Source organism: Streptomyces sp. XH2, assembly GCF_049725035.1.
Lineage (GTDB): Bacteria > Actinomycetota > Actinomycetes > Streptomycetales > Streptomycetaceae > Streptomyces > Streptomyces roseoverticillatus.
Genome location: NZ_JBMMMZ010000016.1, coordinates 126394 through 141355, shown reverse-complemented (window position 1 = coordinate 141355; position 14962 = coordinate 126394). Strand labels below are relative to the sequence as shown.

Below are 14962 nucleotides of genomic sequence, written 5' to 3'. Positions count from 1 at the left end.
CACAGAACGTCTGCGGGCGTCATGAGCGGCGCAAGCGGCGGAGCCATCGGTGCCAGGCCGAAGGCGGTTTTGTGCTCGGCGCCGGGATGGCCGGCGGATGGGCAGGGGGCGGTGGGGGTGGAAGCACAGGCTGGGCGTCTGGTTCCGGCGCCGGCTTCGCCGGTTCTTCTCCGGCTGGCCGGTCCGCGGGGATCTGCTCCGGCCCAGGGCCGGGGGCGCTGTTGTCCGTCGGCGTCGGCAGCGGCGCGGGCGGTGGCACGGGCCGGACGTCGTCCTGGTGGCGCAGTTCCTCAGGCCCAGGAAGGGGGTCCGGCTGAAGCCTCGGAGCCGTAGGCGTGGTGGGCGGGGTGATGACGGGGGCCGCCGGGGTGCGCCGTGGCGTCGATGGGCGGGCGGGGGCGCCGGGGACAGCGGGGTCGATGTCCCAGCGTTCGACCTGCCAGGGCTCGTCCGCCCACAGCTGGAGTTCGATCCAGCCACGGTTGCGCGCCCTGGCCAGGTCGGCGGGGAAGGTGCGCCAGTAGCCGTAGCCGAGGAAGTTTCCGGAGCGTGTCCCGGCGGCGATCCAGTCGCGGTCGGTGGAGCGCAGGGCGACTCGCAGCTGGAGGCGTTTGCCGTCAACGGTGACGGGGTGGCGGGCGGCGTACTGGACGACGTAGCTCTCGCCGCTTTTCCCGGCGACGGCGTCGGCCATGCTCGCCGGTCCCCAGACGGCAAACGGGATCGCCGGAGCAGTGCCGTCGATGAGCGCCTGGGCGAGGGTGTGGACACTGGTGCGCGAGTAGCAGAAGGAGTCCCAGGGGATGTCCCGCTGGCCGTTGGGGGCGACGGCGGCGAACTGGGCGACGGCGCCGGGGTCGTCGCCGAAGTCCTGCAGGAGCTGCACGATACGGCGGGCGGAGGCGATGGCCGGGCCGGAACGCTTACTTGTCGGCCGCGGGCCCGTGCCGCGGGTGTTCGTCGACGGCCGGGCGGGCGCCGCGGGGCGTTTGGCGCTGCCGCCGGGGCCGCTGCGGCCCAAGGGCGGGCACTTCAGCCGCCACTGCCCCTCGCGCCGGACCACGGTCCCCTGGGAGCCCGCGACGAGAGCCGCGCCGCGTTGCTGGAGATCGAAGCGGCAGTCCGGCTTGTGGTCTTCCAGCCGGAAATAGTGGGAGGAGCGGGAGTCGGGATCATCGGCGTTCCCGTGCCGAACCCCGACCCGTATCCCGCACCCGTCGCACCGCAAGGGCGGCACGAAGGGCGGCTGGGGTTTGACATCGATCGCGAACCGGTCGTACCGGTCATCGTTGGCGTCCCTGACGAACGGGATGCGAACACCACGGCGCGCTGGCTTCCCCACAACCGCCCCTCCCCGGCTGATCATCTGGACCATCATCTTCACCGACTCGCTGCGCTACCGGCTACCGCGAAACCGCACGCGGATCAGCCGTCCGCCGGCCACCGGTTTGTCCCAGGTCGGCGGCCGGTGAGACCGCAGAGTTTGACGGACGGCTGCGGCCAGCCCCCAGCCGACGTGCGCGTCGGGTGCGAGTTCGCCGCCCGGCTCGCCGCACAGCCGCAGAGCTGCTCCGCGGCGAAGCGGTCGTGGGACCGGCTCCGAACCGATCGACATCAGGGAGCGCCCCGGGTTCCGTCCGCCGGGAATGCGCACGGCATACGGTTTGTCCTTAAGGCGAGAGCTGAGAGGAAGCCGTGACTGCACCCGTGCCGAAGAAGCCCCCCATACCCACCTGTCCCCCGGCCCAGGTAGGGCCGTGCGCGAGGTGCCGCAACGACTGCCACCGGTACGGGCCGGGGGCCAGAACCCTCTGCATCCTGTGCTGGAACGATGTTGAGGCGGCCCGCGCCAAGGCCCCAGCGATCAGTTGATCCCGCCGGCCCACTCCCCGCACCAGAGCCGCCCCCTGCGATGCTGGCGACGCTTCCGGCGAGCAGCGGGCCACACCACCCATCGGGTGGCCATTGTGGTGCGACTCCCGCGCCTGCCATGCACGGGAAATCAGGCAGGGGGACGATAGAGGGAAAGGAGAGGGCAGTACCGGGTGGTGGTTCCGATGCCGGTGGTCTTCGTGCATGGGGTGGGCAACCACGACGAGGTGAAGGCCAAGAAGGCTCAAAAGTTTCGGCACAAACTGTTCAGCCAATTCCTGTTGCCCGCGATCGATGCCCTTCCCCGCGACAACGCAGTGCTCCTTCCGTGGTGGGGCAAAGAGGGTGCCCTGCCGCGGTGGGGGCACGCCTGCCGCCCAGGCATCACGGAGTCGCTGGGCGCGGGGGATGACGCTTCCGTGACTCAGCTACTGGCGGCTGCCGAACCGCCCCAGAGCGGTCGCACCAACGAGGTCATCCTGGACACTGCACGGGACAGCCTTGCGGACGCTGCAGACCTGCTCTACAGCGCTCTCGACATCGAACTTTGCTCTGACGATGAACTGAACGAGCTGGCCGCGCTGGCTGTCCCGCTAGCCGCTTACTGCGAGCTTCACCACCGGTTTGACCGGACCGATCGCTTCTGGGACGACGTGGGTGACGACTCCAGTCTGATCGAAGCCTTCGTGAACGCTGGCCGGGAGCAGCAGCTCCGCCGGGAGACGCTCGGCCCTGGCGAGGCGGTTAGCCGGGCCGGCGAGTGGCTCGGCAATACTGCCCGGACGCTTCAGGACGCCCTGGTAGGGACCCCGACCCGGCTGTCTGCTGGCGGCCTGCGACGACTCACAGACGATCGGGTGCAGGCGTTGCTGGGGGACGTCTTCAAGTACCTCGCCACGAGAGGCACCCCCCAGCACCCGGGGAGGATCATTAAGACTGTGTTGGACGACCTCCGGACGGCGGTCGCTGGCGCCCCGGACGGGGAGTCACTGGTTGTAGTGGCCCACAGCATGGGTGGTGACATCGTCTACGACATCGCGAGCCACTTCGATCCGGAGCTGGTGATCGACGTACTGGTGACTGTGGGCTCGCAGGTCGGCCTCTTCGCCGAGTTCTCCGCCTTCGACGGAGTGCCGGCCAACCTGCCGACCGCCCACCATCGGAAGGTTCCGGCACGTGCCAATATCCGGACCTGGATCAACGTGGTCGACCGCAGCGACATCCTCTGCTATTCCGCGGAGCCGGTCTTCGAAGGAGTCAAGGACTACCAGTACGAATCCAGAGCACTCTGGGCGCACGCCGCCTACTTCAAGCAGCCGAACTTCTACTTCCGAATCGCGAAGCGCGTCCAGGTGGCATGCCATGACCGTGTACACGATCGATAACGGCCAGGGCTCCCGCATTCACGCCCTGGTGATCGGCATTGGGGTATATCCATACTGCGGCAGGAAAGTGCCCTGGGAAGCGCCGCCACAGTCATTGCTCCGATCCTTGGATGAGTTGACCTGTGCGCCGCTCTCCGCGGTACATGTGGCTCGTTGGCTGATCGATGCCGACTGGTCGAAGAGCAACGTGAAACTCGGCACGGTCGACGTCCTTCTGTCCTCGGAGTCTGCCGTGCACTGGCCAACGGACCCGGCATTGCCAAGGCCGGAGCGGGCTATCTACGACAACGTGAGAGCCGCCTGGATTCGTTGGGTAGCAAGCTGTAACCAGGCCAAGGACAACATCGGGCTGTTGTACTTCTGTGGGCACGGCTGGGGCAGCGCGCGGAAGTACCTCCTGCCCGAGGACTTCGCGGAGGACATCGACCACTGGAAGGATCGCCTGATCGACTTCACCAAGACCCGGAAGTCGATGCGAGCCTGTAAGGCGCTGACCCAGTGCTTCTTCCTCGATACCTGTTCGGATCAGCCCGCCGCTCTGGGTAAATGGGAGATCTACGGGCCAGATCTGATCGTCGACAACCCGGATGCAGAAAGGCTATCCCTGGCAAACAGGGAAACACGGGTGCACAACCCGGTCTTCACGCCGACTCCCCCTGGTTTTGCAAGCACTGTTAACCCGGGCGAGGTCACACCGTTCGCCGCTGCCCTGGTGAAGACACTTAACGGGCTCGGGGCCACCGCTGAGGGCGCTTCTTGGGAGGTTCTCAGCGCCAACCTGCCCGGCAAGTTCTCCGATGTGCTTCGCTGGGACTGGCCCGCCCTTTCCGCTGGGGACGATCTATACGTTGAACCTGCCGACAGCGGGCGCCTTACGGTTCTGCGCCGACTCCCGGAAGCTCCACTCGTTCCGTTCCGTCTCGACTGCACCTCCGAATCAGCCCGAGCCAGTGCAGACTGGAAACTGCAGTGCCGGCTGACGCAGGCGACGCACTTGCGTGGACCGGGGCGGACCGACAAGTGGGAGTCCGAGGCCAAGGCTTCCTCGTACGACCTCACAGTGAAATTTGAAGACGGAGTCCACGAGACACTGATCCAACCGGGAAAGAACATCATCCCGGCGAAATACGAGGAAAGCCTCGAGATCAAACGCCTTACCCCGCAGCCGAAGGACAGGTGAGATGAGCAGGTGACGACCGAAACGATCGGGGCCGAGCTGCGATTTGAGCTATCAGACGTTGCACCTGGCACGGTCGTCGGCACGGTTGAGGTGATCGCCGACCGGCCCGAGACGCGGACGACCGCTGTGGTGATGAGCGGGGTACCAGTACGGGTATCGATGCCGGCCACCCTCAGCTACAGCGTCCAGGGCAGGCTGACCAACGGGGATCGGCTCTCCGGCTACGCCGCGGTGGACGGCCGCGAGGCATGGGTACCGCTACCGCTCACCGTGATAAACGGCCCGCCCGTCACCATGCCTGCGAGGCGATTCCCCGATACCCCGTGGGCCGCCGGATGGACCTGGGACCTCCAGGCTCGCCGCTTCGTGTCCAGCCACTGGCTCACTCTGCGTAGCCAGGCCACCAGCACCGTCTTGACCAGCGGCCTGCCGAAGTCCACCAATCTGGCCCAGGTCAGCCCGTCGGGAGGCCCAGCCTGCTTCGTCCTGCAGCCGTCCGAGACACCACTCTGGATCGTTGGGGACCGCGTCGAACCCGAGCCCGGGCCGGCCGCGACGCTGCTCGACTGCCTGCGCCGGGCTGACTTGCCAGCAGCCCGGCCAGTGGCGGCCCACGCGCTAAGCATCCGGAACTCCATCGAGCCGTCGTCCCGCATACTGCTCGATCTCGCACTCGGTTACTACCTCCTGGACGCTGACCACGACCTGCTTGAGGACTGGGCCGCCCAGCTCACCGAAGGCTACGACTGGTGCGCCGACACCCACATCATCGCGGCGCACGCGCTGCTCCGGCGTCGCGGGGAACACGGGAGGGAGATCGCCGAGCGACTGGATGCCGCACTTGCGCGCGGGCTCCCTGCGATCACTCGGGGGCTGCAGCTACTCAACGACAGCCTCGACCTGATCGGCGGCCAGGAGGAAGAGGCTGCACCACTCGCAGTGCTCCCGTACGCGGTTTGCGCCCGGCCTGACACAGTCCTGACCACGTTCTGGGGCGAGTCCCCAGACGTGCCGCAGGGCGCGCCTATCCTCGGCAAGCAACCCTCACACGCCGTGGCGCTCGTGGCCAGCGGCGGCCCAGCGGAGCGGGCCAGCCCGATCGCGGCCCCAGTTGAGGCACTGATTCAGTCGCTGCCAGTTTCCGCGCTACCCGTCATCTCCGAGCTCCACCGTTCACTGGAGGAGAGCCTGCGACTGGCCTCCCTCCTCTCGCTAGCCTGCACCACGTCCGAGGTAGTGCGGCTTACTCCCCTGCTCAGGGAGGCGTTGCGACACGCTGAGCGGCTCGCCACCGTTTTGGCCGCGCGGCTGGCGAGGATCGGGGCCAGTGGCTGCCGTGCTAGTTCGACCTTCCGGCTGGAGCGCGATCAGAAGGCGTTCAAGCAACTGAGTGAGGCACTGGCGGAGGCTGGCCACGGGCTGCGAGTGCATGCTGGCTCCGTCGACCGCGCCAGTTCTCTCAAGCACGCCCAGGCTCATGCAATAGGCAACGCTGCCGCGTCCGCTGCCCGCCTCGCGGTCGACGTCCGCGAGGCGGTGGCCGCGTTGCGTGAGGTAGTTGTCGAGGCCCACACGCCCAGCCGAACTGTCGCCCCCGAACGAACGACGGCCCACGCCACAGAGAGGTGAACGGCCTCCCTACGGAGCGCTCCCAGCGGACAATCGGAAGGCCGATTTCGTAAGTGTCTTCCCGCCTTTTTAACGGCGGACAAGCGGTACCGAGAAGGGCATGCCGCCACCACAGGGCAGTACTTCTCAGCTGGCTGGCGTCTGGACTGCCAGAGCCCCCTTCCCAGCCTGTACGCAGGAGGGACAGCTGCCAGGTGGCAGCACGCCTCGGGTCGCAGTCGTCAGCCATTGTCAGTGCCGTACGCCAGGATCTCCCTCATGACGACTCTTACCGCCGATGTGGCGCTGTCCAGCCTATCCAGCCGCGCCGAGTATGAGGCTGCGCTCGACCGGCTGCGTGAGGCTTCGCTGGCGTACTACGGCGACGGCGACAGCCCGATCGACGATGCCACCTACGACCGGCTCCGACAGCAAGTGCTGGCCTGGGAGAAGGAGCGCCCCGCCGAGGCGGTGCCCGACTCCCCCACGGGCCTGGTCGCCGACGGTGCCGCCCCGGCAGGCGACGTCCCGCACACCACGCGCTTGCTGAGCCTGGACAACGTCTTCGACGCCGAGGGTCTGCTGTCCTGGGGCGCCTCCGTCCAGCGGCGGCTGGGCCGTGCGCCGGAGGGCGGGTACACCGTCGAACCGAAGATCGACGGTGCGGCCATCGCCGCCCGCTACCGCGACGGCCACCTCGTCCAGGTCATCACCCGCGGCGACGGCACCCACGGCGAGGACGTCAGCCACATCGTCGGCCAGGTCGACGGACTACCCGAGCAGCTGGCCGTACCGGCCACCGTCGAGGTGCGCGGAGAGGTGGCCTTCACCCAGGAGCAGTTCGAGACGGCGAACGAAGTCCGCACTGCCCATGGCGCGCAGGTCTTCGCCAACCCCCGCAACGGGGCGGCGGGCACGCTGCGGGCCAAGGACCGCCCGTACCGCCTTCGCCTAACGTTCTGGGCCTACGGCGCGGTCGAGCTGGATGGCGAATCGTTCCTGCCTGCCGGGGGAACCCACGCCCAGGTTCTGGCTGCCGTGGCCGCGGCCGGGATCCAGACGACCGCTGCCTCCCCCGCCGGGCTGCATGTCGTCTCCGACCTCGTGGAAGCGCAAGCGCGGATCGACGCCATCGCCGCCATGCGGGCGGAGCTGCCCGTCGGGATCGACGGTGTAGTCGTCAAGCTGAACGACACGGCCGAACAGCAGTCGGCCGGTACCGGCACGCGGTTCCCGCACTGGGCCATCGCGGTGAAGCTTCCGGCCGTCGAGAGGCAGACGGTTCTGGAGGATGTGGTGTGGGAGGTCGGCCGCACCGGGGTCCTCGCCCCGACCGCGATCCTGGCCGCCGTGGAGATCGACGGCTCCACCGTCACCCGGGCCACCCTGCACAACCCCGCCGATATCCGCCGCCGCGATCTCCACCTCGGAGACACCGTGACGGTCTACAAGGCTGGCGACATCATCCCCCGTGTCCAGGCCGCCGTGCCCAGCCTCCGGCCGGCCGGAGCACGGGAGGTTCCGCTGCCCGAGGCCTGCCCCAACTGCGGCGGGGAGATCAACAAGTCCCAGGAGCGGTGGCGCTGCGCCAAGGGCACCGCCTGCGCCCTGCCGGCGCTGATCGAGTACGCCGCCGGGCGAGAGATGCTCGACATCGACGGCCTCGGCAAGACCTACGTAGCGGCCCTGGTCGAGTCCGGAGACGTCACCGACGTCGCTGACCTGTTCACCCTGACCACCGAGCAGCTCATGGCTGCGTCCGGCAGCGCCAAGCGCGCGGCCAAGCTCGCCGACCAGGTCACGGCCGCCAAGTCCCACCCGCTCAGCCGCATCTTCTGCGCGCTGGGCGTGCTCGGCACCGGCCGCAGCATGTCCCGCCGCATCGCCCGGCACTTTGGCACGATGGACGCCATCCGCCAGGCCGACGCCGCCGCGATGCAGGAGGTCGAGGGGATCGGCCCGGAGAAGGCCCCGGTCATCGTCGAGCAGGTCGCGGCCCTGGCCCCGGTCATTGACAAGCTGATCGGCGCGGGCGTCAACATGAGCGAGCCCGAGGAGTCGCTGGCGGCGCAGAGCGCGGGCCCGCTCACGGGCAAGGTCGTCGTGGTCACCGGCAAGATGAGCGGGCCGCTCGAGGCCTACGGCCGGAGCGAGATGAACGCCTTGATCGAGAAGGCCGGCGGGCGAGCTGGCAGCAGCGTCAACTCCAAGACGTCCATCCTGGTCGCCGCCCCATCCACCAACGGAAAGCTGAGCTCGAAGGCGGCCAAGGCGGCTGAACTTGGCGTCGAAGTCCTCACCCCGGAAGCCTTCGCCGAACTGACGGACGCCTACCTCACCTGACCCTGCACCGCCGGAGACCGGCGTGTCGGGCCCGCAGAGCCGGGCCCGGTCGCACAACGGCGCCCGGCCGTTGGGCATGGGGGCGGCCAGCAGCCGGAGCACACCGGTGGGCTGGCCGGCCATGTCCTGGGCCGTGCGCATCGCGGCACCGGTTCAGCGACCGCTGGCGTCGGCAGCTCCCACAGCTCACACCTGCGGCTCCCTGGGATCGGCCACCGTTCACTCCGTGCCGGCTTCCATCACGTGCGGGGCGTCCAGCCAGTAGAGCTCCCGCAACGACCGCGACGTCCCTTGAACCAGGTTCTCCTCGCTGAGCGGCGCCTTCGTCGCACAGTCCCTGTATCCGATGCCGACGGCGCGCAGCGCATCGTCCAGGCCCTTGAGGGCCTGCCGTCTGGCGGCTTCGTTCTCGCCCTTCCAGTGCGTGTAGATGGTCGTGGGCGCTATGCCCTGTCGTGTCGCCATCACCCCGTGCGGCTGCAGGGCCACGGGGCCGTCCGGCTCGCTCATCCACGGCTTCAGCGCCTCCAGGGCGTCATGCAGCAGCCGGGAGTCGTGCAGCAGCTTGCGGCCCTCGGCCATCGGAATAGCGAAGGCGGCCCCCGCGAGGATCTCTTCCTCGGTGCTGCCCATGCGATAGTCCTTGGCCATCGCAACCCCCAATTGACGCTTGGCCTCATGCAGCGCCTTTGCAGCAGCCAGAGTGCGATTCCCGCGCTCTCCCCAGCCCGTAAGGAGGCTGAGCTCGTCCCGAGTCAGGCCCCGTCGTTTCCAGGCAACGACGCGATCGAACTGCTCAACCACGTCCCCGACTTCGAGACCGGTGAATCCGGCAGCACGCAGGTCCCGCAATAACCGGCCGGCCGCTCGTTTCTGCAAAAAGACGCGCTTGCTGGCCAATTTAGGGCCTCCTCATTCATCGATATCCCTGGTTCGCGAGCCGCACCGCCGCCCACCAGGGCATGAAGCGAGGCAGCCATCCTTCCTTCGTTCCACTCACCGCGCTGTTCGTAGCAGAGGCGTGTCTGCACATCCTCCTCGCCCAGGGCCACGGCGACGAGCCCGAGGTGACCGAGATGGCAGTCGGCTCGCCGACGAACACGCACAGCGGCCGTCGGCAGCGGCGCCGGGCGACGAAGCCACGACGGGAGAACGGAGGAGTCGCCCTCACCGGCGGACGAGCAGCGCCGTGGAGAGCAGTGCGCTCACGGACGGGACCGGCAGCCATGCCATCGGCAAGGTCCGAGGCTGGGCTACTTCCGGCATCCCCTCTCAAGAGGTTCGTTAAGGTCGAAGCTCACCGGCCACGAAATGGCGGAGGCCGGGCCGCGTCCAAGGAGCCCTCCACCATGTCCGTCCTCAGCGTTGCCGTATCCGCTGCCGCCGGAGCCCTGGCAGGAGCTGCAGCACGCCCCGTGGTCTTCGCCCGCTCGGTCCCCGCTCCCGCGACCTCCCGCAGCAGCTGCCCACACTGCGGTTCCGCCCTCCTCGACGCGCGCCGGCTCCGCCCGCTGCCGCTCTCGGGACGCTGCCCAGCATGCGCACAGCGCATCGGGCCCCCTGCGCTCTCGGCGGAGCTGTCGGCAGCCGCGGCCTTCGCCGCACTCACGGCCGGCAGTGCCACGAGCTGGTTCGCCGCCGCGCAGTACTGGCTCGCCGCGTGCGGCATCGCTCTCGCGCTGATCGACCTCGCCGTTCAGCGCCTGCCCAACGTGCTCACCGCCCCGGCCTGTGCCGGAACGATCCTGCTGCTCGCCGGCGCCGCGCTGGCCGGCGAGCCCGGCAGCCTCGGCCGGGCAGCGGCCGGGGCCGGGGCCGTCACCGCCGTCTTCCTCCTCCTGGCGCTGATCGCGGGGATGGGCTTGGGCGACGTCAAGCTCGCCCCGGCCATCGGCGCTCTCCTCGGCTGGCACAGCTGGACCAGCCTGTGGTGGGGCACCATCGCCGGCTTCCTCATCGGCGGCGTATGCGGAGTGGCGCTGCTGGCCATCGGCCGCCACCGCCGCGCCCAGGTCGCCTTCGGCCCCTTCATGATCATTGGCGCGCTCGCCGTATCCGCCGCGGCCGGCTGAACCACAAGGCGGGCTACTGCACGCAGTCGGTCAGGGCAGCCGTTGCCATCCCCCTCTTCCCTCACGGCGAGCCCGGGCCCGGGGCCAGGAGGACACCGGGTATCCGCCGCAGACATTGCATGGCAGCCCTGGGACAGGGGCGTGCCGCCCGCGGGCGATGTCTGCTGGACGCGTACGACCTCGGGCCCGCGCTGCAGCGCTGGCTCAGACCATCCAGCGACACGCGTGATGGCCATTTAGGTCTCGATGACCCTAGTCACCCGATACTCGAAGGAGTGTCCCGTTCTGGTCGCGCTCGTAGGTCCGGTGCTGGTTCTTCCTGATCTTCTTGGCGACCTCGTCATCGAGGTCACTGCCGTTCATTGAGGCGATCGCCGTGAGGTAGAGGAGGACATCGGCGAGTTCCTCTCCGAAGTCGCTCTTCCTCTTGCGCCATGCGGTGAACGCCTCGCCGACCTCCGCCGTCATCAGGCCAAACTCGAGCTCGACATTGCTGGTGTTGAACCCCTTGTTGAGCTTGTTCTCCCAGGCCAGCCTTTGAGCTTCGCGAATCTCCACGGCGTCTCCAGTATGAGGCTCACGCCCGTGGCTACGGGCAAAGGAGCCCGTCGAAGATTCCGGCCTTGGCACCTTCCACCCAGGCACGGGCCTCGTCGAGCGTGTAGACGTGCGGCAGGCGCTCAGGGTTCTTCGAGTCACCCACGAGGATGAATTCCCCCTTCCTGCCGAGCAGCACGCAGTTGCCGCCGCCGCCACTGGCGGTGATCCAGTCGACGTCGGTCAGGTCGAGCTCGGCGGGGTTCGGCTTGTCCGCTGTCACGCGTGATGCTCCTTGCGTCTGTTAGTGATGAACGTCCGGGATTCAGCCGGACTGAGGGCCCGCTGCCACAGGTCTTCGAAGGCCGAGGCGTAGCGGGTGGTCTCGTCGGGGTGGTCGAGGTAGATGGAGGTGGCCATCGTCTCGACCCACACGGCGCTGCTGGTGGCCTGTGGGAAGCGCATGTGTACGAAGGGGCCGGCCATGCCCGGGTGGCATCCGGTGTTCCTCGGCAGGATGCGGACATCAACGGTGGGGCGGGCGGACTCATCAAGCAGACGTTGCAGTTGGCCGTGCATCACCGCGGGGTCCTGGATGGTGCTGAGAAGAGCCTCTTCGCCGATCAGGGCGCGGAAGTCGGTGAGGGCTGCTCCGTTGTAGACCTTGTTCTGGCGGTCGACGCGGATGTCGACCAGGCCGCGGACGGCGTTCGGCTTGAGTTCGGGGCGGAGGCCTTCGATGACTGCGCGGGCATAGTCCGACGTCTGCAGCAGGCCCGGGACCACGAAGGGTTCCCAGTTCCAGATAGCCGTGGCTTGCCGTTCTTGTTTGAGGTATCCCTCGAACTGCATGGGGGCGAGCAGGTCGGCGTGGCGGAGCCACAGCTTGGGCCGGGGGCGGCCGGCGGGCGCCGTGTCGGCGCTGAGCAGAGCGGTGATCTCCTCCCGTTCCGCTGGGCTGACCAGGAGGCAGTCCAAGATCGCGTTGGCCAGGTCTTCGCTCACCCGGGCGCGCCGGCCACGCTCGAGCCGGCTGAGCCCGCTCGTGTCGATCTTGATGCCGCGGAGGCGCAGCTGGTCCGCGACCTGCGCGAGCGTGAGGTCAGCGCGGTTGCGGAGCTCTGCGAGGCGCTGGCCGACTTCGCCGAGAGCCAGCGAGCCCGGAGCGCGGGTCCCGTCCGTCATGTGCGCCAGTGTGGTGGCTGCCGTCATCACTCGACAACCAATCCTTCCGACAATTTGTTGACCCCAGTTGCTAAAGGCGCGGTACGGGGAGCATCCTAGCCAGACGTCACGAGGCGTGTGCGCTCAATTGCCCAGTGCTGCATATGCCGTTGGCGTACCGGCCGACGCTCGTCCCCGTCTCCCCGCCGGAGGAAGGTGCGCCATGCGCCCCACGTTGTTCCGCCTGCTGCTCCAGGAGCGCCGGTGGGACACGTGGGTGGTCTTCTGCGAGCAGTTCGAGCCGATGGCGAGACGGCTCGCCGCCGAGACCAACTGTCCTCGCCTGGCCAGCGTTACGGTCAGCCGGGCCACCTTCGACCGCTGGTGCTGCGGCGAGTGGTATGGCCGCCCACGCCGCGATACCGCGCGGGTGCTCGAGGCGCTGCTCGGCTTCTCGGCCGATGAGCTGTTCAGTCCTGCCCCGGAGACGATGCAGTCCCGGCTGACGCAGACGCATGACCGCGGTGGCCTCCAGGCGTCCTTGGCGATCAGTCGGCGCTGGCCCACCTCGCGTCTGTTCCTGTCCGCCGCTCACGAGGTCGCGGACGCCTGGGAGCTGCAAGGGCGCCGGTTACTGGACGGCACGACGACCGCGGTCCAGTTCCACCCGGCCTCGGTGCGAGAGGGGGCGGCCACCCTTCAGACGGGCGACCTCGCGTCGCTGGACGGCTTTCTGCGGCCGGCTCGTCGAGGGCTGCTCGTCGGAGTGGACGAGCGAGAGGAGGATGTACGGCTGTATGTGGTGGACTCCTGGAACGCCCGTCGTGTCCGCTCCGCGTTACCCGGACGGGACGATGCCATGGTTCTGTCGGCAGCCCATCTGCTGGACGACCTGTCCTACGGGATCCTGTGGGCTCTGGTGCAGCTCGACGATGGGCTCCTCGCTGATGACCAGGTACTCGATGCCGAGCAGGAGGCGTTGGCGATCTACTTGTCGCTGGACCGGTCGGCGCCCAGCCGCATGTCCGTCCCCGGGCTCTCCTCGGTGGGCGCCAGCTGGCTCGGGAGCATGTTCTGCGCCCGGCACCTGGAGCGGCATCTGAGCGACGCCGCCCGCCCGCCGGTGTTCTTCACCCGTGAGCAGACGGGAGAGGAAGCCGCGACGTGGTTGCTCTACCGGCACAAGGTGGACTACCTGCGGTCGCAGACGCACCGCTTCGTCGGCGGCACGCCCTTGTCCCGGGCCTTTTGCATCCCTGAGGGCGTGGTGCGCCGCTCCGCACGCTACGAGAGGATCTTGCTGTTCCTCGCTGTCGCGCTGATGGAGCACCACGGGGTGCAGGTGCGGGTGACGCCGCGTCCCGAGTTCGGGGCCGTTGACGGCTTCGCCTTGATCCCCGGGCAACGCGCCGTGGTGGCCACCTGGGTCCGTACGGATGCGCTGTGGAAGACCGACGCCGTGGCCACTGCTGCGGATCTTCGCCATTTCGCGGACCTCTTCAACGACGCGGGTAGCGACAGCGTCGCCGCCGGCCCAGATCCTTGCGGTCGCCTGCGAGTGCTGGCGGACTATCTCGCGCTCGACTGGGGCTGGCTCACTGTCCGTTGCCGCGAGCTGGGCGCGCTCGGTGTCGCCCGGCTCGTCCGGCCTCGCAGCCGTCTGCTCAGCGTGGATGCCCTCAACGAGGTCCTGCGCTTCGTCGGCCGACTCGCCCACCTCCTGTGAACCGCATGCCCGAGGGCTTCCCCGAACGTCTGTACCTGCTGTTCCCTGCCACTGGAAAGGGCTTCTCGTGACCACTGAAACTGCCATCCGAGGCCGCGTCCTGGTTCTCACTCTGGGCGGCACTATCGCGATGACCCCGGCCGCGCCCGGAGCAGCGGGCGTCACCCCGCGGCTGACGGGCGCCGACCTTGTCGCAGCGGTGCCCGGGCTGGATGACGAGGTCGAGATCTCGGTGGAGGACCTCCGGCAGGTTCCCGGCGCGTCGCTGAGGCTCGAGGATGTCGCTGCGGTAGCCGAACGCCTTCACCAGGCCGTGGCCGAGGGCGTCGACGGCGTCGTGGTCACTCAGGGCACGGACACCCTGGAGGAGACCGCGTTCCTGCTGGACCTGCTCTACCGCGGGCCGGTGCCGGTCGTGCTGACCGGTGCCATGCGTCCCCCTCGGGCACCCGGCGCGGACGGCCCGGCGAACCTGCTGGCCGCCGTGCGCACCGCTGCCTGCCGCTCGGTAGGGGACGTGGGCGTGGTGGTGGTCTTCGCCGACGAGATCCACGCGGCCCGACACGTCCGCAAGGCCCACAGCACCAGCATCGCCGCCTTCACCTCCCCCGGCGCCGGGCCCGTCGGTCACGTCGTGGAAGGCCGGGTGCGGCTGCACGCCGCGCCGCTGCGCCCGGCCGGCTTCAGCGCGACGGCGGTCCGCCCGGTCCGGGTCGAGATCGTGCCTGCGGCACTGGGCAGCGACGGGGTCCTGCTGGATGTGCTGGAGGACCGCGTGGACGGGCTGGTGATCGCCGCGTTCGGGGCCGGACACGTTCCCGCCGGCTGGGTCGACCGCCTGAAGCAGCTCGCGTCGCGTATGCCCGTCGTCCTCACGTCCCGTACGGGCTCCGGCAGCGTGCTGACCTCGACCTACGGCTTCACCGGGTCCGAGAGCGACTTGCTCGGTCGCGGCCTGATCAGCGGCGGTGCTCTCGACTCCTACAAGGCCCGGCTGCTGCTCTGGGCCCACCTCGCCGCCGGATCCGACCGACCGGCCATCGAAGCCGCCTTCGCCGCCCGGTCGTGACCACCC

General features: G+C 68.8%; 12 protein-coding genes. 7 read left to right on the top strand and 5 right to left on the bottom strand.

The annotated features are described in order from the left end of the window. Positions 1-19: 19 nt before the first annotated feature. Positions 20-1342, bottom strand: coding sequence for a hypothetical protein (locus tag ACOTKD_RS30850; protein ID WP_424892295.1), 1323 nt, complete (start codon positions 1340-1342; stop codon positions 20-22). Positions 1343-2057: 715 nt separating this feature from the next. On the opposite strand from ACOTKD_RS30850, the gene ACOTKD_RS30845 reads away from it, so the two are divergent. The 4 genes from ACOTKD_RS30845 (at position 2058) to ligA (ending at position 8388) form a co-directional block, all read left to right on the top strand. Beyond that, positions 2058-3257 carry a hypothetical protein gene (locus ACOTKD_RS30845; RefSeq protein WP_424892294.1) on the top strand — a complete coding sequence of 400 codons (1200 nt, stop codon included), beginning with the start codon at positions 2058-2060 and terminating at the stop codon, positions 3255-3257. Next, complete coding sequence (locus tag ACOTKD_RS30840) at positions 3235-4437, top strand: hypothetical protein (RefSeq protein WP_424892293.1); 1203 nt, start codon at positions 3235-3237, stop codon at positions 4435-4437. The genes ACOTKD_RS30845 and ACOTKD_RS30840 overlap by 23 nt, the downstream gene beginning before the upstream one ends. Before the next feature lie 9 nt (positions 4438-4446). After that, a complete protein-coding gene (locus ACOTKD_RS30835) occupies positions 4447-6066 on the top strand; it encodes a hypothetical protein (protein ID WP_424892292.1) in 1620 nt (539 codons plus the stop codon). A gap of 258 nt (positions 6067-6324) precedes the next feature. Beyond that, on the top strand, positions 6325-8388 hold the full coding sequence (gene ligA / locus ACOTKD_RS30830) for an NAD-dependent DNA ligase LigA (RefSeq protein WP_424892291.1): 2064 nt from the start codon (positions 6325-6327) through the stop codon (positions 8386-8388). 219 nt (positions 8389-8607) lie between these two features. Here ligA and ACOTKD_RS30825 read toward each other — a convergent pair whose 3' ends face one another. Continuing rightward, a complete protein-coding gene (locus ACOTKD_RS30825; RefSeq protein ID WP_424892290.1) occupies positions 8608-9288 on the bottom strand; it encodes a hypothetical protein in 681 nt (226 codons plus the stop codon). Positions 9289-9737: 449 nt separating this feature from the next. Between ACOTKD_RS30825 and ACOTKD_RS30820 the strand changes: the two genes are divergently transcribed. Continuing rightward, positions 9738-10460 (top strand): prepilin peptidase, encoded by a 723-nt coding sequence (locus tag ACOTKD_RS30820; RefSeq protein WP_424892289.1) that lies wholly within the window; start codon positions 9738-9740, stop codon positions 10458-10460. Positions 10461-10712: 252 nt separating this feature from the next. Here the strand turns inward: ACOTKD_RS30820 and ACOTKD_RS30815 are convergent, their stop codons facing one another. The 3 genes from ACOTKD_RS30815 to ACOTKD_RS30805 are packed head-to-tail and all read right to left on the bottom strand — an operon-like array spanning position 10713 to position 12209. Next, the gene (locus ACOTKD_RS30815; RefSeq protein ID WP_424892288.1) at positions 10713-11018 is read right to left on the bottom strand and encodes a MazG nucleotide pyrophosphohydrolase domain-containing protein; all 306 of its coding nucleotides are present in this window, start codon (positions 11016-11018) and stop codon (positions 10713-10715) included. A 31-nt stretch (positions 11019-11049) separates the two neighbouring features. Further along, positions 11050-11280 (bottom strand): DUF397 domain-containing protein, encoded by a 231-nt coding sequence (locus ACOTKD_RS30810; RefSeq protein ID WP_424892287.1) that lies wholly within the window; start codon positions 11278-11280, stop codon positions 11050-11052. After that, positions 11277-12209, bottom strand: coding sequence for a helix-turn-helix domain-containing protein (locus ACOTKD_RS30805; protein WP_424892286.1), 933 nt, complete (start codon positions 12207-12209; stop codon positions 11277-11279). Before ACOTKD_RS30805 ends, ACOTKD_RS30810 begins: the two co-directional genes overlap by 4 nt. A gap of 175 nt (positions 12210-12384) precedes the next feature. Between ACOTKD_RS30805 and ACOTKD_RS30800 the strand changes: the two genes are divergently transcribed. Beyond that, on the top strand, positions 12385-13887 hold the full coding sequence (locus ACOTKD_RS30800; RefSeq protein ID WP_424892285.1) for a transcriptional regulator, XRE family protein: 1503 nt from the start codon (positions 12385-12387) through the stop codon (positions 13885-13887). Between the two features lie 67 nt (positions 13888-13954). Beyond that, on the top strand, positions 13955-14956 hold the full coding sequence (locus ACOTKD_RS30795) for an asparaginase (RefSeq protein WP_424892284.1): 1002 nt from the start codon (positions 13955-13957) through the stop codon (positions 14954-14956). The last annotated feature ends 6 nt before the right edge of the window (positions 14957-14962 follow it).